This window comes from Streptomyces cyslabdanicus (genome assembly GCF_052663305.1).
The window spans coordinates 177,954-204,217 of record NZ_JBQRUW010000037.1; the positions used below are offsets into that span (position 1 = coordinate 177,954).

A 26,264-nucleotide genomic window follows, 5' to 3' on the forward strand; every position below is an offset into this window, starting at 1 on the left:
CCCCACGCGGACCGGGGCGCTCAGGCACGGGCGGCGCCCACCAGCGCGTCGAACAGGCGCTGCTGCGCCGGATCCTCGTGTGCGGTGTCCTCGGGGTGCCACTGCACGGCCGCGAACCAGCCAGGACCGCCCGCGCGCTCCACGCCCTCCACGGTGCCGTCGGCGGCGCGGGCGGTGACCGTCAGGCCGTCGCCGAGCCGGTCGATGTGCTGGTGGTGGTAGCAGGAGGCCTCGGCCTTGTCGGCGCCGATGATCCGGGCCAGTGCCGAACCGGGGGCCAGGGAGACGGGGTGCCGGACGTGCCGGTGGTCCTGTCCGGGCCCGCCCATGTCCTGGTGCAGCGTGCCGCCCAGCACGGTGTTGACCACCTGAAGTCCTCGGCAGATCGCCAGCAGCGGCAGGCCTGACTCCAGGGCCCGGCGGGCCACCTCCAGGTCGAAGGCGTCCTGGAGGTCGTCGACGTCGTAGACGCTGTCGTGAGTGCCGGCGGCGCCGTACCGGTGCGGCGCGAGGTCGCCGCCGCCGGGCAGCAGGACGCCGTCGAAGCGGGCGAGCCGCGCGGCGACGTCGTGCTCGGCGGGGTCCGCCGGGTGGATGTTCGCCGGTTCGCCGCCGGCCCGCCACACCGCCTCGATCAGGGCGCGGGCGTTGACCTCGGCGGCGAAGCGCAGCGCGGAGGTGGTGGCGGAGAAGCGGGCGGGGACCGCGATCAGGGGACGCACGGGGGTTCGGCTCACAGCTGGATCCAGGTGGTCTTCAGTTCGGTGTACTTCTCCAGGGCGTGGACGGACTTGTCCCGGCCGTTGCCCGACTGCTTCATCCCGCCGAAGGGGACGGTGAGGTCGCCCTCCTCGTAGCAGTTGACCCAGACGGTGCCGGCCCGCAGGGCCCGGGAGACGCGGTGGGCGGTGGACAGGTCGGAGGTCCACAGGCCGGCGGCGAGGCCGTACTCGGTGGCGTTGGCGAGCGCGACCGCCTCGTCGATCCCGTCGAAGGTCAGGACGGACAGGACCGGGCCGAAGATCTCCTCGCGGGCGAGCCGGCTGCGCGCGTCGACGCGGTCGAAGACGGTGGGCTCGGCGTAGACGCCGCCGGTCTCCGCCAGCACGCGCCGGCCGCCGGTGCGCAGGCGGGCCCCGTCGTCGGCGCCCTGCCGGACGTGGTCCAGCACGCGGCCCAGGTGGGCCTCGCCGACCAGGGCGCCCATCTCGGTGGCGGGGTCCAGGGGGTCGCCCACCCGCAGCTCCCGTGCGCGTGCCACGACCGCCTCGGTGACCTCCTCGGCGATCGAGGAGTGCACCAGCAGCCGGGAGGGCGCGGTGCACATCTCGCCCTGGTTGAAGAAGATGCCCCAGGCGGCGGTGGCGGCGGCCTTCGCCAGGTCGGGCGCGTCGGGCAGGACGATGTTCGGCGACTTGCCGCCGAGTTCCAGCCAGACCCGCTTGAGGTTGGAGTCGGCGGAGTAGCGCAGGAAGTGGCGGCCGACGGCCGTGGAGCCGGTGAACGCCAGCACGTCGACGTCCGGATGGAGGCCGAGGGCCCGCCCGGCCACAGGACCCTCGCCGTTCACCACGTTGAGCACCCCGGGCGGCAGCCCTGCCTCGGTCGCGATCCGGGCCAGCAGCAGCGCGGACAGCGGCGAGTTCTCCGAGGGTTTCAGGACGACGGTGCAGCCGGCCGCCAGCGCGGGGGCGACCTTCCAGCCGGCGAGCGTCAGCGGGAAGTTCCAGGGCACCACCGCGCCGACGACACCGGCCGGCTCGCGGGTGACCAGGGCGAGCGCGTCCGCGGCGGTGTGCGGGGACTCGTCCGTGAGCTTGTCGGCGAGCTGCCCGTACCAGCGGAAGGTGCTGATCACGGCGCGCAGTTCGATGTCGTGGGCGTCACTGATCGGCTTGCCCATCTCCAGGCTCACGGCGAGGGCGAGTTCCGCGCGCCGCTCCTGGAGGAGATCGGCGATGCGCAGGAGGACCCGGCCGCGGTCGGCGGGCGCCCACCGCGGCCACGGTCCGCTGTCGAAGGCACGGCGAGCGGCGGCCACGGCGGCGTCGACCTCGGCGAGGCCGGCGTCGGCGACCTCGGTCAGCACCCGGCCGTCCCGGGGCGAGACGACCCGGAAGGCGGCGCCGCCGCCGGGCTCCTCGACACCGTCGACATGGTGCGCGCGAGGCGGCTGGAACTCCTTGGCCCGGTGGAGCCATGCGTCGTGGGTGACAGCGGACATGCGGTCCTCCAGACCACGTTGATCGTTCGTCGCTTCGGAGCGGGTGAGGGGGTTACGGCCTCGTCGCGCGCCGCCTGACCCGTTCGTTGACCGCGCCGAGCGCAAGAACCAGGGGCACCAGGAGGATGAGGCTCACGGCCGTGCCGGTCGAACCGTCGATGAGGGTGGTGAAGTTGGCCAGGATCAGCCAGATGGCGCCCGCCAGGCCGAGCACGCCGAGTGTCGGGGCGACGAGGGTGTTCCACACCCGGCGGTCCAGGCGCTCGCGGCGGAAGAAGGCGATCACCGACACCGAGGTCAGCAGGTACAGCAGCATCATCGCCAGGACGGCCACCCCGCTGAACCAGGAGAAGAGGGTCAGCACCGGGTCCTTGCCGGTCAGCGCGAAGGGGACGACCAGGGCCAGGGCGATCACGGTCTGCACCCAGCCGGCGGCCGCGGGGGCGTGGCGGGCGTTGAGCCGGCACAGACCCGCCGGCAGCAACCCGTCCCGGCCGAGCGAGAACAGGTAGCGGTTGGCGGAGTTGTGGAAGGTGAGGATGCCCGCGAACAGGGAGGTGGCGAGCAGGATCGGCAGCACCTGGTTGACCCAGCCGCCGAACTCCGCGGCGATCGGCGCGAAGACGAAGTCGGTGGAGTCCCCGTTCTCCAGTGCCTTGCCCGCGGCGGCCGACGCGTTCGAGGCGCCGTAGGAGGAGATCAGCATCCAGGAGGTCAGCGCGAAGAAGCCGGTGACCACGACCACGGACAGGTAGGTGGCCCGCGGGACGGTCCTGCGGGGATCGCGCGCCTCCTCGCCGTAGATCGCGGTGGCCTCGAAGCCGAACATGGAGGCGACGGCGAACATCACGGCGACACCGGGTGCGCCCTGGAGCGCCGCGGACGGGGAGAAGCTGTGGGACATGTCGAGTCCGGTCGGCCCACCGCCCTTGAACAGCATGACCAGTCCGAACACCAGCAGGATGCTGAACTCGGCGGTGACGAAGACGGCCAGCAGGCGAGCGCCCATCTCGATGCCGGCGGCCCCGAGCACCTTCACCACGGCCATGGTGGCCAGGGCCCAGACCCACCACGGCAGGTCCAGGCCGGTGTGGTGGTCGACCAGTCCGCTGACGATGGAGCCGTACAGCCCGTACATGGCCGCCTGGATGACGCAGTACGAGAACAGGGCGAGGCCCGCGCTGCCGGCTCCGGCGGTGCGGCCGAGCCCGGTGCCGATGTACGTGTAGAAGGCGCCGGCGTCGACGACGTGCCGTCCCATGGCGACGAAGCCGACCGAGAACAGCAGGATCATGGCGCCCGCGAGCACATAGGCGGCCGGGGTGCCGGCCCCGTTGCCGATGGCGACGGAGATCGGGGCCGCCCCGGCGATCCCGGTCAAGGGAGCCTGCGCGGACAGGACGAAGAAGAGGATGCCCACAACACCCAACGCATTGGGCTTGAGTGTGGCTGCGGTGGATGTGTCCCGTACGGTCCGCTGCGCGGAGGCCGTCTGACTGTCCACTCGGATCACCTGCCAGAGAAAGAGGGTCGTTTCAGGCCAAACGAGTTGCCCTATCGTGAGGGGGGAACTATCCGTTTGACAAGGGGGCGAGGGCGGTGAATTCGCGCTGATCGCCGATCCTTACAGCACCGTGATCTACGGCCGTGACCACGCCGGTCGGGCGTACGGTTCAGGCCTCGTCCGGGTCGGTGGCGAGCCGCTGGAGGAGGTCGCGCAGGTGGGCGAGGGCCTCCTCGGTGACCTCGCGCTCGCCGAACACGAGCTGGTGCAGCACGAGGCCCTCCAGGGCCGCGAAGACCAGCCGGTACAGGCCCCGGTCGACCGGCCGGGCCAGCATCTGGGAGAGCTCCCGCCGGGTGGCGCCGAAATACTCCTCGTACAGGGCGCGCAGGTGCGGCATGAGCTCGGGCCGGCGACGCGCCTCCAGCAGCAGCTCGTACTGGAAGGCCTGGAGGTCCGGGTCGGCCTCCACCATGTCCGACAGCCCGGCGGAGAAGTCCGCGACCCTGCCCGTGCCGGGCTCGAGCGCGCTGCTGTTCAGGGAGGACCGTACGGCGTGGGCGAGCGCCTCCTCGATCAGGGCGTCGCGCGAACCGAAGTGGTGCACGACGAGCCCGTGGGTGACGCCGGCCTCCTGCGCCACGGCCCGGTAGGTGAGCTTGCGCAGCCCACCGCGGGCCACCACGCGCACGGCGGCGTCGAGCAACGCGTCCCGCCCGGCCCCGTAGTTCCGCACCCGCTTGCGCGGCCGCCGCCCGGGGCCGACCCCGGCGGGCGCGGCGGGGCTGCTGGGAGCCTTGGGCTCCGTGCTCGGCGCAGGCTCCCCAGGATCCCCGGGCTCCGTGGGATTCACGGGGTGTCCGGGCTCGGTCATGGCACCGACCCTATCGACCGCGGGCCGGTCAGCGGCGCGGCGGGCGGATGCCGCGGAACTCCCAGTCGCCGCCGAGCGCGGTGGACAGCACCTCCTCGGACTCGGTGGGCTGGGCCCCGACGTCGTTCCGGATCGGGGTCGGACCGGTGACGACGTGGTTGGTGAGGCGGCCGAGACCCTCGACCTCGACTTCGACGACGTCACCCGGCTCGACGGGGCGCGAGTTGGCGGGGGTGCCGGAGAGCAGCACGTCACCGGGGTGAAGGGTGATCGTGCGGGCGATGTCGGCGACGAGGTAGTGCATGTCCCAGGTCATCTCGTCGGTCGAACCGTCCTGGACGACCTCGCCGTTGACGTAGGTCCGCAGCCGCTTTCCGTGGAAGTCCCAGTCGGTGACCAGGCCGGGACCGAGCGGACAGAGGGTGTCGGAGCCCTTGACGCGCAGCATGGAGCCGGCGTCGGTGTCGCGGAAGTCGTGCAGGCCGTAGTCGTTGGCGACGGTGTACCCGGCGATGTACTCCCCCGCCTCGGCCGGCGAGATGTTGCGCGCCGTCCTGCCGATGACGATGGCGACCTCGCCCTCGTAGTTGAGCCACTTGCAGCCCTCGGGGCGCACGATCGCGCCCCGGTGGGAGTTGAGCGCGGAGGTCGGCTTGTGGAAGTACGTCGGGGTGTCGGGCAGGCCGATCCGGAACTCGTCCACCCGGCTGCGGTGGTTGAGGTGGACGGCTATCACCTTGGAGGGGACCACCGGGGGCAGGTGCCGAGCGTCGTCGATCTTGACGCGGCGGCCGTCCCCGGCGACCAGCTCGTCCCCGTCGACGGTGACCTGGACGGCTGCGCCGTCGAGCAGGATGCGGCGGTACTCGGGCATGGGGGGCCTTTCTAGGCGGTCGTGTGCGGGGCGGTGGACGTGGGCAGACCGCTGCCGGTCCAGCCCTCGGCCGGGCGGTCGAACCACAGGTGGACCTGGCCGGTGCCGATGGAGTTCTCGTACTCGCCGTACTGGCGGGCCTTCGCGACGCAGGCCCGCTCGCCGAGTGCGCCGGCCATCATCAGGTAGTGGAAGAACCTCGCCTCGGGCTTGTACTTCCAGAACTCGTCCATGGTGTCGAGGACCCTGTCGTGGCGGCCCTCCTTGAACCAGGCGATGCGCTCGTGGTCCGCCTCGCGGGCCTCGGGCGTGAAGATGTGGGCCGGGTCGCTGGCCTCGTGGTCGCGCAGCTCGCGCAGCGGCCAGAAGGTGTGCGACAGGGCTCCGGAGGCGATGAGCAGGACCCGGCGGCCGGGGGTGGCGGCGATACCGTCGGCGAGGGCGCGGCCGAGGCGCAGATGGTCCTCCATGTCGCCGGTCTGGCAGACGCCGATGGTCACCCACCGCTTGTCGGGCAGTCCCTCGCCGAGGTACTTCCACAGATTGATGGTGGCGTAGTAGATCGGCAGGTACTCGTCGTCGATCGCCGTGATCCAGGTGCCGTGCTTGCCGGCGAACGAGGCGATGTTGTGCGCGAGTTCGGGGTCGCCGGGGAAGTCGAAGGGCATCCGGCACATGCCCCGCGGCAGCTCCTCGGAGGTGAACAGGCCCGCGCGCCGGTGCTGGGCGGTGACGACGAACTCGACGGTGGTCGCCCAGTGGGAGTCCAGGACCACCACCGTGTCGTACGCGTCGGCGGCGTCGCGTGCGAAGACGTCCTCGCGCAGCTGCTTCAGGCCGGTGACGAGGGTGATCTCCTTGCCCTCGTTCAGCTCCAGCCGGGTCGCCTTCGGCAGCACGACGGTGGGGACGTGGGCGAGCAGCCCCGCCCCGACGATCTCACCCATGGTCCTTCCATCCCTTCGGGGCGGTGACGGTGTTCTTCAGGTCGCAGTAGAAGTCGAAGCTCCAGTCGCCGCCCTCCCGGCCGACGCCGGAGTGGCGGCAGCCGCCGAAGGGTGCCTGGAGGTCGCGGACGAAGAAGCAGTTGACCCAGACGGTGCCGGCGACGAGCTGTGCGGTGACGCGTTCGGCGCGCTCGTGGTCGCCGGTGGCGACGGTGGCGGCCAGGCCGAAGCGGGTGTCGTTGGCGAGGTGGACGGCCTCTTCCTCGGTGCGGAAGGTCTGGAGGGTCAGGACGGGTCCGAAGACCTCCTCCTGCACGATCTCCGAGTCCTGGGCGACGTCGGTCAGCAGCGTCGGCGCGTAGAACTGGCCGTCCCCGCGGTGGCCGCCGATGACGGCCCGGGCCCCGGCCGCCAGCGCCCGCTGCACGAAGCCGTCGATCTTCTCCAGCTGGCGGGGGTGGATGTTGGGGCCGATGTCGGTGGCCTCGTCGCGCGGGTCGCCCTGCACCAGCCGGGAGGCCTTCTCGACGAAGCGCCGTGTGAACTCCTCGGCGACCGGCTCCTCCACCAGCAGCCGGGTGCCCGCGAGGCAGACCTGGCCGGCGTTGTCGTACTGCTCGACCGCGAGGTCCACGGCCAGGTCGAGGTCGGCGTCGGCGAACACCAGCAGCGGGGACTTGCCGCCGAGTTCGAGGCTGAGCGGGGTGAGGTTCGCGGCGGCCGACGCGGAGATCCGCTGGGCCGTCGGGACGGAACCCGTGAAGCTGATCCGGCGCACGTCCGGGTGCGAGGTGAGCGCGTCGCCGATCTCCGAGCCGAGGCCCTGGACGACGTTGAGGACACCGGCCGGGAGCCCCGCCTCGGCGGCGATGTCGGCGAGCAGCGAGGCGGTCAGCGGGGACCACTCGGCGGGCTTCAGGATCACCGTGTTACCGGCGGCGAGAGCCGGGGCGACCTTCCAGGTGGCCAGCATCAGCGGCGCGTTCCACGGAGTGATGAGCACGCAGGGGCCGGCCGGGTCCCAGCTGACGTGGTTGGTGTGACCGCGCGTGGCGAAGTCCTCGTGGTCGAGCCGGAGCAGCCAGTCGGCGAAGAAGCGGAAGTTGTGCGCGACGCGCGGCATGACGCCGCGGCGGTGCGAGCGCAGCAGGGCGCCGTTGTCGGTGGTCTCGACGATCGCGAGGTCTTCGAGCCGTTTCTCCACGCCGTCGGCGACGGCGTGCAGGAGGCGGGCGCGTTCGGCGCGCGGGGTGGCGGCCCAGCCGGGGAAGGCGGCCTTGGCGGCGGCCACGGCGGCGGCGGCCTCCTTCGCCGTACCCCGGGAGATCTCGCCGAGGGCCGCGCCGTCGATGGGCGAGACGTCCGTGAAGGTCTCGGCGGAGGCGACGCGTTCGCCGCCGATCCAGTGCCGGGTGTCGACGGCGACCGAGGCGACGGTGGTGGTGTGGGTGTCGGTCATGTCCGGTCTCCAGGGTGTTTCGTCTGCGGGTGCGTCACTCGGCGCCGGACGTGCCGGACTCGAGCAGGCGGCCGCCGTCCCACACCACGCCGACCTGGCGGTAGTACGCGGCGATGGGCTCGCGGACCTCCAGCCGGGCCAGTTCCTCGGTGGGCGACTCGAAGAGCTCCAGATCGGCGTCGCCGACCCACGGCCGCCCGCCCTCGAAGGAGGCGGCGCCGGACTCGATCAGCTCGTCCAGGGCGAGGCCCTTGCCCTTCTCGATGGACGGCAGCCAGCGGTGGTGGGCCATGGGGTGGCCGTTGACGAAGCCGTTGGTCTCGGACGGCTCGCGCAGGGTGACCACGGCCTGGGCGATACGGCGGTCGGCGGCGGCGAGCGTGGCGCCGAAGCGGGCGCCCGCCTCGATCCGCGGGGCCGGACCGTAGGGGTGCGGGCGGGTCTGGTGGATGGAGCCGAACTTCTTCGGATAGCCCTGGTGCAGCCCGCGGGCGATGGCGAAGTCCTTGTCGACCCAGATGTGGACGCAGCGCGTGTACGTCTGCCCCTTGTACGCGCAGCGGACGACGGCGAAGGCCTCCTTGTACTGGGCGCGCACCGGGTCCAGCAGTTCCTCTCCCGCGGCGGCGCAGGACTGCCAGTCGGCCCAGATCAGCGCCACGGCGCCGGGGTCCTCGTCGGCGAGTTCCAGCGGCTCGGGCAGCAGTTCGCGCACGCGTGCCGGGTCGGTGCGGTACTCGACGGTGAGCAGGTCGCCGGAGTAGTGCCAGGGCGGGGAGGGGATCAGCGACGAGGCGCCCGTCGCCGTCTTGGGGGGGAAGAATCCGCGGACGGTGGTCATGGCAGGCGTTCCTTAGGCGGTGAGGGCGGGCAGGCTGAGGAGTTCCGCGCGGCGGCGGGCGGCGGCGGCCGCCGCGGCCTGGCCGCCGAGGGCGACGACGCCGACCAGGCGGCCGCCGGTGTGGTAGCCGACGAGCACGTCCCCCTCCGGGTCGCCGTCCAGGATCCGTACGTCGCCGAGGCCGAGCCCGGGCGCCCCGAAGGACTGCAGGCGGAAGTCGTGCTGGTCGCTCCAGAAGGTGGGCAGCGGCGCGAACGGGTCGAGGCCGGCGTCGGTGCCGCCGAGGTGGGCGGCGAGCACGCGGGCGGCGTGCTTGGCGGTGTCGGTGGGGATCGACCAGTGCTCGACGCGGCGGGGTACGCCGTCGTAGCGGGCGTTGGGGAAGCGGGCGACGTCGCCGACCGCCACCACCTCGGGCCGTGAGCCGACGCGCAGGTGCTCGTCGGTGAGTACGCCGTCGGTGAGGTCGAGGTCGTTGCCGTCGAGCCACTCGGTGTTGGCGACGGATCCGACCGACTCCACCACGACGTCCGCGGGGAGCACGGTCCCGTCGCCGAGTTCCACGCCGGTGATCCGGTCCGTGCCCTCGAAGCCGGCCACGCCGGTGCCGAGCGCGAAGCGCACTCCGCGTTCCTGGTGCCGTTTCAGCAGGGCCCCGGCGAGCAGTTCGCCGAGCGGTCCGGCCATGGGCAGGGGCAGCGGGTCCACGACGGTCACCTCGGCGGCGCCGAGGGCGACGGCCGTGGCGGCGACCTCGCAGCCGATGAAGCCCGCGCCCACCACGACCACCCGGGCGTCCGGGCGGATCAGGGCCTCGCGCAGCCCACGGGCGTCGGTGACGGTACGGACGGTGTGCCGTCCGCGGAGGGGTCCGGGGCAGCGCAGCCGGCGGGGCCGCATCCCGGTGGCGACGACGAGTCCGGCGTAGGACAGCCGCTCGCCGTCGTCGAGTTCGACCAGGCGCCGGTCGAGGTCGGCGGCGACGATCCTGGTGCCCAGGCGCCATTCGGCGTCGGCGACCGCGGCACGGGGTCTGAAGGCCAGCGTCTCGAAGGCCGCCTTGCCGGCCAGGACCTCCTTGGACAGCGGCGGCCGGTTGTAGGGCATGTGCGGTTCCTCGCCGACCAGGGTGATCGGGCCGAGGTATCCGGCGGCCCGGAGCTGCTCGGCGGCGCGCAGGCCGGCCATGGAGGCGCCGGCCACGACGACGGGTGCGCTCACGGCTCAGTCCTCGATCCGGATGGCCTGGAGCGGGCACACGTCGGCGGCCTCCTCGACCTCCTCGCGGAGCTCGTCGTCGGGGTCGCTGACGTAGGCCAGACGTCCGGCGTCGTCGAAGCTGAAGACGTCAGGCGCGGCGAAGACACACTGACCGTGGTCCTGGCACTTGTTCATGTCGACGACGACCTTCATGGCCGGTCCTCCTGGTGCTGAGGGCGTCGGGCGCGGGGCTGGGGCGCGGGACTGGAAGGAAAAGGGGCCCGGACCGGATACGGCCGGGCCCCGGCCAACGGGGTGGGTGACACCGCACCCCGGACTCGTTTGGCGTCAAACAACATAGGAACCGGACGGACCCTGGTCAAGAGCTATCCGGATGGATAAATTTTTGCGACCAACCTCTTGCGGCGAGGTGACGGGATCCATACCGTTTGGCCTCAAACATCGAGCGGCCCCTGCTCCTACCCGCAGTGCGGCGCCGCCCTCTTCCCACCCTTCTCCCAGCGCCCGCTCCGGCCTGGGAAGCGCCCCACATTCCCCAGAGGAGACACCGGTGAGCGCAACCGACTCCCCATCCGTCCGCCGGCACCAGGACCGGCTCGCCGCCGAGGGCGTCGACGTGGTCCGGGTGACCTACCCCGACCTCATCGGCACCGACCGCGCCCGGGACGTCCTGCTGGAGCACCTTCCCTCGGCCTGCGACCACGGCCTGGCCTTCTGCCGCGCCGTCTACCACACCAGCCCACAGGGCGATGTCGTCCCGGTCGCCGGCGGCCTGGACGCGGGACTGCCCGACATCTGCGTGACACCGGATCTCGACACCCTCGTGTCCCTGCCCTGGGAACCGGGTGTGGCGAGCTGTCTGGGCGACGTCACCGACCCGGCCACCGGGCTGCCCGCCCCCGAGTCGCCCCGCGACCTGCTCCGCGCCGTACTCGACCGGTGCCGCGAGCACGGACTGCACCCGGTGATCGGCCCCGAGCTGGAGTACTTCCTGTGCGAGCCCGCGCCCGGCTCCCCGCGCGGCTGGCGCCGCTACAGCGACGCCCGGGGCGTCGTCTACACCGCGGGCCTGCGCGCCGACGACGACAACCACCTGCTGCGCACCCTGCGCCTGCTGCGCGCCGCCGACCTCGGCGTGAGCAGCGGGAACCACGAGTTCGACGGGGGCCAGTTCGAGATCAACCTGGTCCACTCGGAGGCGCTGTCGGCCGCCGACCGGGCCTTCCGCTTCAAGTCGGCGGTCAAGGAACTCGCCCGCAAGGAGGGACGCCTGGCCACCTTCATGGCCAAGCCGTTCAACGACGCAGGAGGCTCCGGCTTCCACCTGCACCTGTCCTGCGAGGACGACGACGGCGGCAACGCCTTCGACGACCCGGCGGCGCCCTACGGCCTGTCCGCGACCGCCCGGCACGCCGTCGCCGGCGTCCTCGCGCACGCCCCCGCGCTCGCCGCGCTGGCCAATCCGACGGTCAACTCCTACAAGCGCTTCGGCCCGGACACCCTCGCACCGTGGCTGATCGACTGGGGCCTGGACAACCGCAGCGCCATGGTCCGCATCCCGCCCGAGCGGGGCGCCGGCTCCCGCCTCGAACTGCGCCTGGGCGACGCCGGCGCCAACCCCTACCTGCTCATCGCCGGGACCCTGGCCGCCGCCCTGCTCGGCGTCCTGGCCGGCGAGGAACCGCCCGCCCCGCTGGACGGATACGGCTACGACACCGAGCGGTCCGCCCTGCTCCCGGCCACCCTGTCCGCCGCGCTGGACGCCCTGGAGGCGGACACCGCGCTGGCCGACGTGCTCGGCAAGGACTTCACCGCCTCCTACCTCACCTACAAGCGCGACGAGGTCGAACGCTTCGGGCGGCACGTCACCGACTGGGAGTTCACCGAGTACGCCTACCACCTCTGACCGCGCCTGAGCGCGCCTGACTGCGTCCGAACACGCCCGCCCACCACCTCCGACCCAGTCCGCCCCGCCCAGGGCACCGGCCGCCGCCCTTCGACACCGCGCCCGCCGGCACCGAGCCCCGTGACGCCGAGGAGACACCACCCATGACCATCCCGATCCTGTCCGACGCCGTCCGCGAGCCGCTGCCGCTGGCCGACGTGAACCTCGCCGACCTGGACAACTTCAGCGACGGCGTCACCCCCTGGCGCATGTTCCACACCCTGCGGCACGAGGACCCGGTGCACTGGCAGCCCGAGGAGGCGCCCAACTCCGGCTTCTGGAGCGTGACCCGGCACGCGGACATCGCCCGCGTCGACCGCGACGCCGAGACCTTCACCTCCACCCGGTTCGTCAACCTCGAGGAGGTCGACGACGACCAGATCAAGAAGCGCGCCTCCATCCTCGAACTCGACGGGGTCCGCCACCGCGCGCTGCGCAGCCTGATCCAGCGCCAGTTCGGCGCGAACGTGATCAACAGCTACGGCGACTTCCTGCGCGGCCTGACCGCGACCACCCTGGACGCGGCCCTGGCCAAGGGCGCCTTCGACTTCGTCAAGGAGGTCTCCGCCGACTTCCCCATCAACGTGCTGGCCCGGCTGCTCGACGTGCCCCCGGAGGACAACCAGCAGCTCATCGACTGGGGCAACCGCATCATCGGCAACACCGACCCGGACTACGCCGACGTGCTCCTGCACAGCGAGGAGAGCGAGAAGTACCGCGACCTGCCCTTCCGCTCCCCCGCGTCCCTGGAGGTCTTCGCCTACGGCCGGGAGCTGGCCCGGCAGCGGCGCGGCGGCGACGGCACCGACCTCGTCTCCCAGCTGGTCAACGGCACCCCGCGGGACGGCGTCCCGCTCTCGGCGCAGGACTTCGACAACTACTTCCTGCTCCTGGTGGTGGCGGGCAACGAGACGACCCGTCACACCATCAGCCACACCATGCTGGCCCTGCTCCAGCACCCCGAGCAGCTGGCCCGCCTCCAGGAGGACCCCTCCCTGATCCCCGCCGCGGTCGAGGAGTTCCTGCGCTGGGCCTCCCCCGTGTACCACTTCCGCCGCACCGCCACCCGCGACACCGAACTCGGCGGCAAGGGGATCAAGGAGGGCGACAAGGTGGTCATGTGGTTCGCCTCCGGCAACCGCGACGAGGAGGTCTTCGGCAACCCGTACGACTTCGACGTCACCCGGCAGGACAACGACCACGTCACCTTCGGCAAGGGCAGCCCGCACCTGTGCCTGGGCAACCTCCTGGCCCGCACCGAGATCCGGATCATGTTCGAGGAGCTGATCCCGCGCCTGGCCGGCATCCGCCTGACCGGGGACGTGCCCCGGGTCCGCTCCAACTTCGTCAACGGCATCAAGAGGCTGCCGGTGGAGGTGACCCTCGCCTGACGGACGCCGACGGCCGGGCCGCCCTGCTTCGTCAGGTCATCCGGCCGGGGACCTCCGGGTGTTCGACCCGGCAGACCAGGGCGTCCTTCTCGACGTCCGCCACGATCGTGTCACCCGGGTCGGCCGAGTCGCTCAGCAGCAGGGAGGCGATGCGGTTGTCGAGTTCGGCCTGGATGGTGCGGCGCAACGGGCGGGCCCCGAACTCGGGCTGGTGACCGTGAGCGACCAGCAGCTTCTTCGCGGCGTCGGTGACCTCCAGCTCCAGGCCCTGGGCGCGCACCCGACGGCGGCTGTGGTCGAGCAGCAGGTCCAGGATCCGGCTGAGGTCCTCCTCGCTCAGGCCGTGGAAGATGATGATGTCGTCGATGCGGTTGAGGAACTCGGGCAGGAACCTTCCGCGCAGGTCCTGCATCAGCTGGTCCTTGATGGCGGCGACGTTCCCGTGGTGGGCGAGGATCCGCTGGGCGCCGATGTTGGAGGTCATGATGACCACGGTGTTGCGGAAGTCGACGGTACGGCCCTGGGCGTCGGTGAGCCGGCCGTCGTCGAGCACCTGGAGCAGGGTGTTGAAGACGTCCGGGTGGGCCTTCTCCACCTCGTCGAAGAGCAGCACGCTGTAGGGCTGGCGGCGCACCTTCTCGGTGAGCTGGCCGGCCTCCTCGTGGCCGACGTACCCGGGCGGCGCCCCGACGAGCCGGGAGACGGTGTGCTTCTCCTGGAACTCGCTCATGTCGAAGCGGACCATCCGGTTCTCGTCCCCGAACAGCAACTCGGCCAGCGCCTTGGCCAGTTCGGTTTTGCCGACCCCGGTGGGGCCGAGGAACAGGAAGGAGCCCACGGGCCGGCCCGGGTCGCCCATGCCGGCGCGGCTGCGGCGCACCGCCTGCGCGATCGCGGTGACCGCCTCGTCCTGGCCGACGACCCGGGAGTGCAGCGCCTCCTCCAGCTTCAGCAGCCGCGCCTTCTCGCTCTCGGTCAACTGGGACACCGGGATGCCGGTGCGCCGGGACAACACGTCGGCGATGTCGTCGACGGTCACCTCGAGCACGCCCTCGCGGCGTTCGGCGAGCCCCTCCAGTTCCGTCTCCACCTCGGCAATCCGGTCCTTGAGCTCGGAGGCCCGTTCGAAGTCCTCCGCGGCGACGGCCTGGTCCTTCTCGCGGCGCAGCTTGGCCAGCCGGTCCTCACGCTCGACGACCTCGGTGGACCGGCCCAGGGACCGCAGGCGCACCCGGGCGCCGGCCTGGTCGAGCAGGTCGATGGCCTTGTCGGGCAGGAACCGGTCGGTGACGTAGCGGTCCGACAGTTCCGCCGCGGCGGCGAGGGCGTCGTCGCTGTAGCGGACCTGGTGGTGGGCCTCGTAGGAGTCGCGCAGCCCCTCCAGGATCTGCACGGTCTCCTCGACGCTCGGCTCGGGCACCATGACCGGCTGGAAGCGGCGCTCCAGGGCGGCGTCCTTCTCCACGTACCGCCGGTACTCGTCGAGGGTGGTGGCTCCGACGACGTGCAGCTCCCCGCGGGCGAGGGCCGGTTTGAGGACGTTGCCCGCGTCCATGGAGCCCTCGCCGGTGGCGCCCGCGCCGACGACGGTGTGCAGTTCGTCCAGGAACAGGATCGTCGACTCGGAGGCCGCCTTGACCTCGTCAATGACGTTCTTCAGCCGCTCCTCGAACTGGCCCCGGTACTGGGCGCCCGCCACCAGTCCGGTGAGGTCCAGGGCGATCACCCGCTTGTTCTCCAGGGTCTTCGGCACGTCCCCGTTGACGATCCGCTGGGCCAGTCCCTCGACGATCGCGGTCTTGCCGACGCCCGGCTCGCCGATCAGGACGGGGTTGTTCTTGGTGCGGCGGGAGAGGACCTCGACGGTCTGCTCGATCTCGGTGGCCCGCCCCACCACCGGGTCCAGCTTCGCGGCACGGGCGTCCGCGGTCAGGTCGCGCCCGTACTGGTCCAGGGTCGGGGTGTCGCTCGGGGGCTCGGCCCCACCCGGCGCGGTGTCGGGGCGGGAGGCCGTGTCGGCGCTGCGGCGCAGCTGGTCCGCCTCGATGCCGTGGGCGCTCAGGACGCGCGCCGCGGCGGCGCCCGGGGTGTCGAGGAGCGCGCCGAGGATGTGCTCGGGGCCGATGTACGACACTCCGGCCGCCCGGGAGTGCTCGTAGGCGCGCAGCAGCACGCGCTTGGCGGCCGGGGTCAGGCCGGGCTGCGCGGAGGGGGTGCCGCTCTCGCCGGGCAGCGCCTCGGCGAGAGCCGCGCCGAGCCGGTCCGGGTCGGCTCCGGCCTGGACGAGCAGGCCGCGGGCCGGCTCCACCTGGGTGCACGCCCAGAGCAGGTGCTCGGTGTCCAGGTCGGAGCTGCCGTCCTCGGCGGCCCGACCGGTGGCCTGGTTGATCAGCTCCCGTGCGGAGTCGGTCAGCAACCGTCCGATCGGTACCCGCTGCACCTGCGGGGGCGCCGCGCCCGGCGTCATGCCGAAGAAGCGGTTGAGGATCTCGGAGAACGGGTCCGGGCCGCCGAAGGAGGCGCCGAAGGGGGACATCGTCATGATCGCCGTCCGGAACGTGGGCAATGAGTCACCTTCCAGCCCAACCCGCCGAATGGAGTAGCGCAACGCGGCCTACGCCGGTCCGGTGCCGAGGGCGGCGAGGACGGCCCTCCCCGGGCCGTGCCGCGGCCGGCAGAATCCCCGCCCGACGGCGGGGTGAGAGGGCGGTCCACCGCCGGTCCACCGCCACGACGCCGAGGCCGCGCGGTGGCACTCCGAACGTGCTCGGCACGGCCCGCTCCGTGGACGGCGGCGACGAGCCGCGGCGCGGCTGCCACGCCCGGGTGCTCAGCCCAGCCAGCCCGGGCGTACCAGGCCCGATTCGTAGGCCAGGACGACCAGTTGGGCGCGGTCGCGGGCGCCGAGTTTCACCATGGTGCGGCTGACGTGGGTCTTGGCGGTGAGGGGGCTGACGACCAGGCGGCGGGCGATCTCCTCGTTGGACAGGCCGATCCCGACCAGGGCCATCACCTCGCGTTCGCGTTCGGTGAGCTGCGCGAGGGCGTCGGCGGCCGCCGGCTCCTTGGAGCGGGCGGCGAACTCGGCGATCAGGCGGCGCGTCACGCCGGGGGACAGCAGGGCGTCGCCGCTGACCACCGCCCGTACCGCACGCAGGAGCTCGTCGGGCTCGGTGTCCTTGACCAGGAAACCGGAGGCGCCCGAGCGGATCGCCTCGAAGACGTACTCGTCGAGTTCGAAGGTGGTGAGCATGACCACCTTGACGTCCTCGAGACGTGGCTCGCCGGTGATGCGGCGGGTCGCTGCCAGTCCGTCGAGCAGCGGCATGCGGATGTCCATGAGCACCACGTCGGGACTCAGGTCGCGCACCTTGCGCAGGGCCTCCTCCCCGTCCGCGGCCTCCCCCGCGACCTCGATGTCCGGCTGGGCGTCGAGCAGCGCCTTGAAGCCGGCCCGTACCAGCGACTGGTCGTCGGCCAGCAGTACCCGGATCACCGGTTCTCCTCCTCGGTCGTCAGGGGCAGCACGGCGAGCACCCGCCAGCCGCCGTCGGGGCGCGCGCCCGCGTCGATGGTGCCACCGAGCGCGGCGGCGCGCTCCCGCATCCCGGCCAGGCCGTTGCCGCTGCCGCCGGCGTCCGCCCCGGTCGCGGGCCCGTCGTCGTCGACGCGCAGCCGCAGCGCGCGACGGTCGTGGTCGAGGCGGACACGCGCGTGCCGTGAGCCCGAGTGGCGTACGACGTTGGTGAGGGCCTCCTGGACGATGCGGAAGGCGGCGAGGTCCGTGCCGGGCGGAAGGCGGGGCGGTGCCCCCTGCACCTCGACGGTGAGGCCGGCCGTCGCCGCCTGGTCCACCAGCTCGGGCAGCCGGCCGAGGCCGGGCGCGGGGGCGCGCGGGGCGTCGCCCGGGGTGCGCAGGGTGTCGAGCACCTGGCGCACCTCCCCCAGCGCCTCCTTGCTGGCGGCCTTGATGGTGGTCAGCGCCGTGCGCGCCTGCTCCGGGTCGGTGTCCAGCAGGGCGAGGCCGACGCCCGCCTGGACGTTGATGACGGAGATGCTGTGGGCGAGCACGTCGTGCAGTTCCCGGGCGATCCGCAGCCGTTCCTCGTCGGCCCGGCGCCGGGCGGCCTGGGCACGCTCGGCACGTTCCTTGGCCCACTGCTCGCGGCGGACGCGGGCCAGCTCCGAGACCGCGACGAAGGCCACCACCCAGGTGGCGATGGCCAGTTCCTGCCCCCAGGAGGCAGCGGTGTTCCCGGGGGGCGGCAGCCAGCGGTACAGCCACAGCGCGATCAACACGTGCCCGGCCCACAGCATGCCCACCGACGCCCACGCGGCCCTGCGGTGCCCGGCGACGACGGCGCTGAAGCAGCTGACGGCGACGGCCAGGAAGACGGGGCCGTACGGGTACCCGGCGGCGTAGTAGGCGAGGGTGGTCGCCGCCGTGCCGAACGCCACGAACGCCGGATACCGCTTGCGCCACAGCAGCAGTCCCAGGGTCACGAGCAGCAGCGCGAACCCGAAAGCGTCCAGGGGCTCCCGGTGGCCGTGCTGGTTGCGGGCCGAGAAGTGCGTGCCGACGAGCACGAAGGCGGTGAACAGCGCGGTGGAGAGCCAGGGCCAGCGGCGGCCGCGCGCCTCCTCCTCGTCGGCGCGGTGCCACCACGCAGGGCCGTGCCGCCACCACTGCGGCGGGCCGCCCCGGCGTACGCGCTGCTCCGTCATGACCGCCACGCTAGACGCCCGTCGCCGCCGGGGGCGTCAGCCGGGCGAGGTGATCACGTGTACTCCCCGGGGAGTACACGGCCTCGCGGGTGCGCGAGTAAGCGGGCGCGCGGCCGGTCACGGCGGCGGTCAGCCCCGCAGGCCGATCCCGCGCGCGAGCTGCACCACCGTGTGCCTGAAGAACGGCTCGCGGTCCTCCACCACCCGGTTGAACTGCCCGAACAGCTCGAATCCGACCAGCCCGAAGAGCTGCGCCCACGCGGCGACGAGCGCGGCCCCCGCCTCGGGCGGCAGTCCGGGCGCCAGGTCCGCGGTGATCCGCTCGGCCTCGCCGCGCACCTCGGCGGCAAGCGGCGGCACGGTCAGCCCGTACCGCTCGTGGGCGTCGCGCACGATGCCGATGAGGACCAGAGCGACGCGGGCCGCGGCCGGGACGGTCGTCATCGGGGCGGTGTAGCCGGGCACGGGGGAGCCGTAGATGAGGGCGTACTCGTGCGGGTGGACGAGCGCCCAGGCGCGCACCGCCTCGCACACGGCGGTCCAGCGCGCCAGGGGCTCGGCGCCGGACGCGTCCGCGTTCGCGGCCTCCGCGGCCTCGCCCACGGAGTCGTAGGCGTCGATGATGAGCGCGGTCAGCAGGTCGTCACGACTCGGGAAGTACCGGTACAGGGCGGAGGAGACCATGCCGAGTGCGCGGGCCACGGCCCGCAGCGAGAGTTTCGCGGCACCCTCGGCCGCGAGCTGCCTGCGGGCCTCGTCCTTGATCGCCGCGGTGATCTCCGTCCTGGCCCGGGCACGGGCGCCTCGTGTGGTGCTCATGAGAACGAGTCTTTCACTTTTCCGGAGCGGTGAACACAAAAGAGAGCGCCGCTCTTGCTCTGGATCATCGATCTGCCCCACACTGATGACGAGCGAGAGCAGTGCTCACACTTTCTGCTTCCAGAGCAGGTCACGGAGGAAGTCATGTCCACACACGTGCAGAAGCCCGGCTGGTTCACCGTCAACGTCTTCAACCGCGCCGTGGCCTGGATGACCCGCCGCGGCATCAGCGTCTGGGGCTCCCGCGTCCTGGCGGTCCGTGGCCGTAAGAGCGGGCAGTGGCGGACCACCCCCGTGAACCTGCTGACCGTCGACGGACAGCAGTACCTGGTCGCCCCGCGCGGTCATGTCCAGTGGACGCACAACATGCGGGCGGCGGGCGGCGGCGAACTCCACCTGGGCAAGCGGGTGGACACCTTCACCGCCACCGAGGTCGCCGACGACGACAAGGCACCGCTCCTGCGCGCCTACCTCGCGCGGTGGAAGGCCGAGGTGGGGGTCTTCTTCAACGGCGTCGGCCCCGGCTCCTCCGATGCCGAGCTGCGCCGTATCGCCCCCGACCACCCCATCTTCCGCATCACGGTCACGAGCTGACCGGGTCCTCGGCCGGGGGCGGGGTCGGCCGCCGGTCCAGCGCGGTCAGGGCGCGGTGGGCCATGGGGTGGGTGCGGACGAGCTCACCGAGCGAGGTCGCACCCCGGGTGATGTCCTTGAACGCCTTCCAGGCGGGCCGGAAGCCGGTCAGGACGGCGTGGAAGACCCCCGGCCGACGCGAGAACACCGAGAGCATCCGCTTGCCGACGGCCATCTCCACGCCCAGTCCCGCCTTGATCGCGAACGCGTAGTTCAGGGCCTGGCGCCGGGCGTCCACCGCGTCGTGCGCCTCGGCGACGCGCACCGCCCACTCCCCCGCCAGCCGCCCGGACCTGAGCGCGAAGGAGATGCCCTCACGCGTCCACGGCTCCAGGAGTCCGGCCGCGTCCCCGCACACCAGCACCCGTCCGCGCGAGAGCGGCGAGTCCTCCGCGCGACAGCGCGTCAGATGGCCGGAGGAGATGCTCGGTTCGAAGCCGGCCAGGCCCAGCCGGGCGATGAAATCCTCCAAGTACCGCTTGGTGGCGGCGCCTTCGCCGCGCGCCGAGATCACCCCGACGGTCAGCGTGTCCGCCTTGGGGAAGACCCAGCCGTAACTGCCCGGCATCGGGCCCCAGTCGATGAGCACCCGCCCGCGCCAGTCCTCGGCGACGGTCTCGGGCACCGGGATCTCCGCCTCCAGGCCGAGGTCCACCTGGTCCATCTTCACCCCGACATGGGCTCCTATGCGGCTGGCGCTGCCGTCGGCGCCGACCACCGCGCGGGCGAGCACCGTCTCACCGCCCTGGAGCACCACGGCGACCGTACGCCGGTCCGGGACCGCCGAACCGTGTTGCTCGACCCTCGAGACCGCGGCGCCGGTCCGCAGTTCGGCGCCCGCCTTCTGCGCGTGCTCGACCAACTGCTGGTCGAACTCGGGCCGGTTGATCAGTCCGAACAGCGTCTGCCTGGAGCGGCGGGTCCGGGTGAAGCGGCCGTTGTGCGAGAAGGTCACCGCGTGCACACGGTCCTTCAGCGGGAGCTCGAAGCCGGGCGGCAGCGAGTCGCGCGAGGGGCCGATGATCCCGCCGCCGCACGTCTTGTAGCGGGGCAGCTCCGCCTTCTCCAGCAACAGCACGCGCCGCCCCGCGACCGCCGCCGCGTAGGCGGCCGAGGCCCCCGCGGGTCCCGCGCCCACCACGACGACGTCCCACACCCGCCGCACGTCGTCCGCCGAAGAGTTCTCGCTGCTCACGATGGTCTACCGCTCCCGATCAAGCCGCCTGCCGCTGCTGTCTCCCGCATCCTACGGCCGCCTCGGCAGTGGGCCGCTGTGGGAGGATCAGCAGCGTACGTGCCCCGTGCACGGGGTCGCGTCTACGCTGACACGATCATCCGGAATACAGAAGCGCTCGGAAGTATCCCCCCGGGTACCCACGAGTGCGCCGTCGCACCTACAAGGAGCGTGCCCATGTCGTCGAATCCGGTCGCCGTGACCGTCGCCTCCCTCATGCCCGGGGCGCGCGCGGAACTCGCGCAGCTGGTGGCCTTCCAGTCGGTGGCGGACTTCGACCAGTTCCCGAAGAGCGAGAGCGAGGGCGCCGCGAACTGGATCGCCGACGCGCTGCGCGCCGAGGGCTTCACGGACGTGGCGCTGCTCGACACCCCGGACGGCACCCAGTCGGTGTACGGCTACCTGCCCGGGCCGCAGGGCGCGAAGACGGTCCTGCTCTACGCCCACTACGACGTTCAGCCGCCGCTGGACGAGGCCGGCTGGACCAGCCCGCCCTTCGAGCTGACCGAGCGTGACGGCCGCTGGTACGGGCGCGGTGCCGCCGACTGCAAGGGCGGCGTCATCATGCACCTGCTCGCCCTGCGTGCCCTGAAGGCCGACGGCGGCGTACCGGTCAACGTCAAGGTGATCGTCGAGGGCTCCGAGGAGCAGGGCACCGGCGGCCTGGAGCGCTACGCCGAGGAGCACCCCGAACTGCTGGCGGCCGACACCATCGTGATCGGTGACACCGGCAACTTCCGGGTCGGGCTGCCGACCGTCACCAGCACCCTGCGCGGCATGACCCTGATCCGGATCCAGGTCGACACGCTCGAAGGCAACCTGCACTCCGGCCAGTTCGGCGGTGCCGCCCCGGACGCGCTGGCCGCGCTGATCCGTGTGCTGGACTCGCTGCGCGCCGAGGACGGCTCGACGACCGTCGACGGGCTGGCCGGCGACTCCGTCTGGGACGGCCTGGCCTACGAGGAGGAGCAGTTCCGCACGGACGCCAAGGTACTGGACGGCGTGGAGCTGATCGGCTCCGGCACGGTGGCCGACCGCATCTGGGCCCGTCCGGCCGTCACCGTGCTCGGCATCGACTGCCCGCCGGTCGTCGGCGCCACCCCGTCGGTGCAGGCCGGCGCCCGCGCCCTGGTCAGCCTGCGGGTGCCGCCGGGCGTCGACGCGGGCGAGGCGACCAAGCTGCTCCAGGCCCACCTGGAGGCCCGTACGCCGTGGGGCGCCCGGGTGCGCACCGAGCAGATCGGCCAGGGCCAGGCCTTCCGCGCCGACACCACCAGCCCGGCCTACCGGGCGATGGCCGACGCGATGGCGGTCGCCTACCCCGGCGAGGACATGCAGTACGCCGGTCAGGGCGGCTCCATCCCGCTGTGCAACACCCTCGCCGCGCTCTACCCGCAGGCCGAGATCCTGCTGATCGGCCTGAGCGAGCCGGAGGCGCAGATCCACGCCCTGAACGAGAGCGTCTCCCCCGAGGAACTGGAGCGCCTGTCGGTCACGGAGGCCCTGTTCCTGCGCAACTACGCGGCGGGCTGAGCAACCCGCGCCCCGTACAGGGCCCTCGCTGAGCTGCGGGGGCCCTGCCCGAAGCGGTGGACGGGTACGGGGTGGCCGACCTGGGGCGACGACGGCGGCGCCCCTGCCCGGGACGCCCTGCACACGAGACGGCGAGCCGCACTCGGCGAGGACGGGTCAGCCGACCGGGGCTCCCGCCTCCAGGTACACCGCCGCGCCGCGCTCGCGGGCCCGTAGCGCCCGGCACAGGCGGGCGTAGCGGACGGGTGGGAGCAGGTCGGCGGCCTCCTGCTCGGTGACGAAGCGGCAGTCGCGCAGCTCCGGGCCGGGCAGCAGCAGGCGCCGGGCCGCCGCGGAGTCCAGCCGGCCGCCGTCGAAGAGGAAGCGCAGACCGCCGAAGGCGGGGGGTACGGGCGGCTCCCAGTCGACGACCAGCAGCCGGGGCACCTCGTCCAGCCGTACCCCCGTCTCCTCGGCGACCTCGCGGATACCCGCGCGGGCCGGGGCCTCACCGGGTTCGACGACGCCGCCGGGGAACTCCCAGCCGGGCTTGTAGGTAGGGTCGACGAGCAGCACACGGTCCCGTTCGTCGAACAGGAGCACTCCGGAGGCGACGGTCTCGGCCGTGGGCTCCGGGGTCTGCACGATGTCGCAGACGGGCACGGCACCGCTGCCGACGGCCTCGGCGATGCGGACGGCCGTCTCCCGCGGGGTGAGGGCGCTGGTGTCGACCGGGTACGCGTCGGCGGTGAGCCAGGAGGCCAGGGCGGTCCGGTAGGGCTCGATGTGGTCGTAGGACCACTGGCGGACGCGCATCTCGCCGTCGGGCAGGTCGGGCGGGACCTCCCGACGGGCTATCCGCTCCCGCAGGATCGTTTCGGCCGGGGCCAGGAGGACGTGCCGCACGGGGATACGGCGGGCGGCGAGCCCCCCGAAGATCTCGTCGCGGTACTCCTGGCGCAGCAGGGTCATGGGCACCACGAGGGTTCCGCCCAGCTCGGCGAGCATCGCGGCCGCCGTGTCGATCACCATCCGCCGCCAGATCGGCAGATCCTGGTGGTCGCCGACCTCGGCGAGGTGTTTGGGCGGCAGCAGATACGTCAGCGCACCGCCGATGACCTCGGGGTCGAAGAGCGTACTGTTCGGGATCAGCTCGATCAGTTCCCGCGCGGTGGTCGTCTTCCCCGCACCGAAAGCGCCGTTGATCCAGACGATCATTGATACTCCAGGACGGGTAGGCCGCTGAACAGCGGCGGAGCGTCGGACAGTAGATCATCTGGGAGAGGCATGGGAAATGACGCCACCCAGAGGCCCGCCCCCTCTACTTCCTTCTCCCGGACGCCCCGCAGATACTCCACGTTCCGCTCCTCCATCGAGACCGTCACCTCACCGCAGACGCCCTCCACCCCGGGCAGCCCCGGAGGCGCCACGCCCCCAACCACACCCGCGACGCCCACCAGGGCCCCATACAGCCCCCACGGCGAGGCATCCACAGGGCCTGCGCCCTCACCGGCCCTTGGGTCGGTGTCAGTGAGCCCCTTTCCACCAGTGCATGTCCGCTCTGTGCCATGGGCTGTGGCAGGGCGTCCGGGGCAGGTTCGCATGCGGCCCGTTCTCCGAATTCCGACTGACGCCGACCCGATAGTGCGACAGGATGTCCGCTTGCCGTACTGACAAGCGAAAGGCAGTCTGCATGCCGCAGCCGACTCCCGAACCGACCGACCAGCTCACCGCCGAACTGGTGGTGGACGTTGCCGCCCCCGTGGCACCGGCCATCTCGCCGGATGGCCGCCTGGTCGCCCACGGAGTGGTCGCGAACGGCGGAAGGGACGGTCGTCCGCACGGGTCCATCTGGGTCACCGCAGCCGACGGCAGCACATCCCCGCGCAGGCTCACCGACGGCACGGCCCGCGACCTCGCCCCGAAGTGGGCGCCGGACTCGGCCTCTCTCTTCTTCACCTCCGACCGCGAGGAGCAGGGCACCGCCCAACTCCAGTGGATCCGTCTGGATGGCAGCGAGGACATCGCCAAGGCCGAGGCCTTGACCAGTTGGCGCGGCGGCATCTCCGACTACTGCCCGCTCTTCGACGGCCGCACTGTCGCTCTGCTCGCCGAGGACGAACCCACCGCCGAGGACGAACGCCGGGAAGCCGAGCGTGACGACGCCAAGGTCTGGGGCCGGCACCTTCCCCCCACCCGGCTGCGCCTGCTCGACCTGGAGACCGGCGTGCTCCGCACCGTGGACGGCCTCGGTGACCGGCATGTGGTCGAGCTGGCCCAGCGTCCGGACGGCGGACCACTGGCCGTGCTGAGCTGGTCCACCCCTGAGCTCGACCCCGGCGTCGTGACGGCACGACTGCATGTGGTCGACCCGGACTCGGCAGGCGTCCACGACCTGGGGCCGGTCGGGATCGAGGCTCAGTCCCCGGCCTGGTGGAACGACAACGGTGTCTGGCATCTGGCCCACCTGGCAGTGACCCCTGCGCATCTGGTCGGCGGGCTCGCCGTGATCGACACCGTCCCTCCGGCGAACGGCCCGGCCGTCGAACACCGCAACCTCACCGCCGGCATGTCCGTCAGCCCGACCGAGCTGGTGCAGGTCGCGGACGGGCCCCCACTTGCGCTGTTCGCCGACGGGCTGGATACCGCGCTGTACGAGCTCCACCCGGAGTCCCTGCGGTTCCATCAGTTGTCCTCCGCCCCCGGCATGCTCGCCGGGCTCACCGCGAGTCGCTCCGGGGAAACCGTCGCCCTGCTGGCGAGCACGGCGTACGAGCCCAAGAACGTCCACGCGGGACCCACGGGCGGGCCGCTGGTCCGGCTCAGCGACACCAGGCCAGAACTGCGCAGGATCCGCTGGGGGGTCCAGGAGCGCCTCGGCTACCAGGCTGCCGACGGAATCCAGTTGGACGGCCTGCTGATCCTGCCGGCCGGCCGGACTCGGGACAACGGTCCGTTTCCGCTCGTCACCCTGGTCCATGGTGGCCCTTACTCCCGCTACGCCGACGAATTCGCCCTCAATGCGGTCGATTGCGGTCAGTGGCTGGCGACCGCCGGGTACGCGGTCTTCTTGCCCAACCCCCGAGGCGGCTCGGGGCACGGCCACGAGTTTGCCGCCATGGTCGCGGGCGCGGTCGGCGGCGATGAGTGGACCGACATTCTCAGCGGAGTCGACCTGCTGGTGGCACAGGGAGTCGCCGACCCCGAGCGTCTGGGAATCTCCGGATGGAGCCACGGGGGCTTTATCGCGGCCTGGGCGATAGGCCGTACGGACAGGTTCAAGGCCGCCATGATGGGTGCGGGCATCAGCGACTGGGGCATGCAGGCCGGGACGGGCGACTGGGGAATCCTCGACGCGGCGCTCGGCGGCAGCACCGGATGGGAGTACCCGGGACCACACGTCCACGACCGGCACAGTCCAATCTCCTACGCCTCCAGGATCCGCACCCCGGTGCTGATCCTGCACGGCGAAGAGGACACCAATGTTCCGCTCGGCCAGGCGATCCACTTCCATCGTGCCCTGCGCCACTTCGGGGTCGAGCACGAGTTTGTCGTCTATCCTCGCGAGGGCCACGGGCTCGCCGAGCGCGCCCACCAACTCGACGCCCTTCGGCGAATCCGCGCCTGGTACGACCACTGGCTATAGACCCGAGCCGGGGCATGTACCAAGGCGTGATCAATCTGCGGATTCTCCTTCTGCCAACCGGAAGGAGAAGGGCCACAAGGGCGGCCGACCCATCAGTCACAACGCAGATCTGTACAAGGAGCCGAACACCGTCGAACGGCTGATCAACCAGCTGAAGGCATGGCGAGGCAACGCCACGGTACGACAAGTCCCCGGAGAGCTACTCGCCAGCCTCCATTTGCGCGCTTCGGTGATCTGGATCAAAGACCTCACCCGGACCACCCGTTGATCACGACTCGATACGCGCCCTAGTACTCCAGCAGGATTTTGCTGTCTGGCCTGGGGTTTCGCTGGGCGGCTGGAGTGTAGCGGGCCGCGGAGTGGTCAGGGGTGGCCTTCGGCAGGCCGCCCCTCGATCGTGCGACAGCGTCGCAGG

General features: G+C 72.1%; 21 protein-coding genes and 1 pseudogene. 6 read left to right on the forward strand and 16 right to left on the reverse strand.

The window, feature by feature from the left end; all coding sequences use genetic code 11:
* Positions 1-20: 20 nt before the first annotated feature.
* From ACTYVM_RS22185 to ACTYVM_RS22230, 10 genes are all read right to left on the reverse strand, one after another.
* Complete coding sequence (locus tag ACTYVM_RS22185) at positions 21-737, reverse strand: gamma-glutamyl-gamma-aminobutyrate hydrolase family protein (protein WP_445527596.1); 717 nt, start codon at positions 735-737, stop codon at positions 21-23.
* The gene (locus ACTYVM_RS22190; RefSeq protein ID WP_445527597.1) at positions 734-2,224 is read right to left on the reverse strand and encodes an aldehyde dehydrogenase; all 1,491 of its coding nucleotides are present in this window, start codon (positions 2,222-2,224) and stop codon (positions 734-736) included. The genes ACTYVM_RS22185 and ACTYVM_RS22190 overlap by 4 nt, the downstream gene beginning before the upstream one ends.
* Before the next feature lie 52 nt (positions 2,225-2,276).
* A complete protein-coding gene (locus ACTYVM_RS22195) occupies positions 2,277-3,728 on the reverse strand; it encodes an APC family permease (RefSeq protein ID WP_445527598.1) in 1,452 nt (483 codons plus the stop codon).
* Between the two features lie 169 nt (positions 3,729-3,897).
* The gene (locus ACTYVM_RS22200) at positions 3,898-4,602 is read right to left on the reverse strand and encodes a TetR/AcrR family transcriptional regulator (RefSeq protein WP_445527599.1); all 705 of its coding nucleotides are present in this window, start codon (positions 4,600-4,602) and stop codon (positions 3,898-3,900) included.
* 28 nt (positions 4,603-4,630) lie between these two features.
* Positions 4,631-5,476, reverse strand: a complete 846-nt coding sequence (locus ACTYVM_RS22205; protein WP_445527600.1) for a fumarylacetoacetate hydrolase family protein — start codon at positions 5,474-5,476, stop codon at positions 4,631-4,633.
* 11 nt (positions 5,477-5,487) lie between these two features.
* A complete protein-coding gene (locus tag ACTYVM_RS22210; RefSeq protein ID WP_445527601.1) occupies positions 5,488-6,423 on the reverse strand; it encodes a 3,4-dihydroxyphenylacetate 2,3-dioxygenase in 936 nt (311 codons plus the stop codon).
* Complete coding sequence (locus ACTYVM_RS22215; RefSeq protein ID WP_445527602.1) at positions 6,416-7,882, reverse strand: aldehyde dehydrogenase; 1,467 nt, start codon at positions 7,880-7,882, stop codon at positions 6,416-6,418. The genes ACTYVM_RS22210 and ACTYVM_RS22215 overlap by 8 nt, the downstream gene beginning before the upstream one ends.
* 34 nt (positions 7,883-7,916) lie before the next feature.
* The gene (locus ACTYVM_RS22220; protein WP_445527603.1) at positions 7,917-8,723 is read right to left on the reverse strand and encodes an acetoacetate decarboxylase family protein; all 807 of its coding nucleotides are present in this window, start codon (positions 8,721-8,723) and stop codon (positions 7,917-7,919) included.
* Positions 8,724-8,735: 12 nt separating this feature from the next.
* Positions 8,736-9,944 (reverse strand): NAD(P)/FAD-dependent oxidoreductase, encoded by a 1,209-nt coding sequence (locus ACTYVM_RS22225; protein WP_445527604.1) that lies wholly within the window; start codon positions 9,942-9,944, stop codon positions 8,736-8,738.
* A 3-nt stretch (positions 9,945-9,947) separates the two neighbouring features.
* Complete coding sequence (locus ACTYVM_RS22230; protein WP_445527605.1) at positions 9,948-10,136, reverse strand: ferredoxin; 189 nt, start codon at positions 10,134-10,136, stop codon at positions 9,948-9,950.
* A gap of 358 nt (positions 10,137-10,494) precedes the next feature.
* Here ACTYVM_RS22230 and ACTYVM_RS22235 point away from each other — a divergent pair, with 358 nt between their 5' ends.
* Positions 10,495-11,850 carry a glutamine synthetase family protein gene (locus ACTYVM_RS22235; RefSeq protein WP_445527606.1) on the forward strand — a complete coding sequence of 452 codons (1,356 nt, stop codon included), beginning with the start codon at positions 10,495-10,497 and terminating at the stop codon, positions 11,848-11,850.
* Between the two features lie 143 nt (positions 11,851-11,993).
* Positions 11,994-13,280, forward strand: coding sequence for a cytochrome P450 (locus ACTYVM_RS22240; protein ID WP_445527607.1), 1,287 nt, complete (start codon positions 11,994-11,996; stop codon positions 13,278-13,280).
* 31 nt (positions 13,281-13,311) lie between these two features.
* On the opposite strand, the gene ACTYVM_RS22245 is transcribed toward ACTYVM_RS22240, so the two are convergent.
* The 4 genes from ACTYVM_RS22245 to ACTYVM_RS22260 form a co-directional block, all read right to left on the reverse strand.
* A complete protein-coding gene (locus ACTYVM_RS22245; RefSeq protein ID WP_445527626.1) occupies positions 13,312-15,822 on the reverse strand; it encodes an ATP-dependent Clp protease ATP-binding subunit in 2,511 nt (836 codons plus the stop codon).
* Between the two features lie 288 nt (positions 15,823-16,110).
* Positions 16,111-16,776 (reverse strand): response regulator transcription factor, encoded by a 666-nt coding sequence (locus tag ACTYVM_RS22250; protein ID WP_445527608.1) that lies wholly within the window; start codon positions 16,774-16,776, stop codon positions 16,111-16,113.
* Complete coding sequence (locus ACTYVM_RS22255) at positions 16,773-18,005, reverse strand: sensor histidine kinase (RefSeq protein WP_445527609.1); 1,233 nt, start codon at positions 18,003-18,005, stop codon at positions 16,773-16,775. Before ACTYVM_RS22255 ends, ACTYVM_RS22250 begins: the two co-directional genes overlap by 4 nt.
* Before the next feature lie 129 nt (positions 18,006-18,134).
* Complete coding sequence (locus ACTYVM_RS22260) at positions 18,135-18,824, reverse strand: TetR/AcrR family transcriptional regulator (RefSeq protein ID WP_445527610.1); 690 nt, start codon at positions 18,822-18,824, stop codon at positions 18,135-18,137.
* Positions 18,825-18,968: 144 nt separating this feature from the next.
* Between ACTYVM_RS22260 and ACTYVM_RS22265 the strand changes: the two genes are divergently transcribed.
* The gene (locus tag ACTYVM_RS22265; protein WP_445527611.1) at positions 18,969-19,418 is read left to right on the forward strand and encodes a nitroreductase family deazaflavin-dependent oxidoreductase; all 450 of its coding nucleotides are present in this window, start codon (positions 18,969-18,971) and stop codon (positions 19,416-19,418) included.
* On the opposite strand, the gene ACTYVM_RS22270 is transcribed toward ACTYVM_RS22265, so the two are convergent.
* Positions 19,408-20,652, reverse strand: coding sequence for a geranylgeranyl reductase family protein (locus ACTYVM_RS22270; protein ID WP_445527612.1), 1,245 nt, complete (start codon positions 20,650-20,652; stop codon positions 19,408-19,410). The two genes, ACTYVM_RS22265 and ACTYVM_RS22270, sit on opposite strands and share 11 nt — an antisense overlap.
* Before the next feature lie 216 nt (positions 20,653-20,868).
* Here ACTYVM_RS22270 and ACTYVM_RS22275 point away from each other — a divergent pair, with 216 nt between their 5' ends.
* Positions 20,869-22,224, forward strand: coding sequence for a dipeptidase (locus ACTYVM_RS22275; RefSeq protein WP_445527613.1), 1,356 nt, complete (start codon positions 20,869-20,871; stop codon positions 22,222-22,224).
* A 156-nt stretch (positions 22,225-22,380) separates the two neighbouring features.
* On the opposite strand, the gene ACTYVM_RS22280 is transcribed toward ACTYVM_RS22275, so the two are convergent.
* The gene (locus ACTYVM_RS22280; protein ID WP_445527614.1) at positions 22,381-23,421 is read right to left on the reverse strand and encodes an NUDIX hydrolase; all 1,041 of its coding nucleotides are present in this window, start codon (positions 23,419-23,421) and stop codon (positions 22,381-22,383) included.
* A gap of 475 nt (positions 23,422-23,896) precedes the next feature.
* Here ACTYVM_RS22280 and ACTYVM_RS22285 point away from each other — a divergent pair, with 475 nt between their 5' ends.
* Positions 23,897-25,849 (forward strand): S9 family peptidase, encoded by a 1,953-nt coding sequence (locus ACTYVM_RS22285; protein WP_445527615.1) that lies wholly within the window; start codon positions 23,897-23,899, stop codon positions 25,847-25,849.
* Between the two features lie 49 nt (positions 25,850-25,898).
* Positions 25,899-26,117, forward strand: a pseudogene (locus ACTYVM_RS22290) (hypothetical protein); the annotation flags it as partial.
* Positions 26,118-26,264 lie beyond the last annotated feature (147 nt).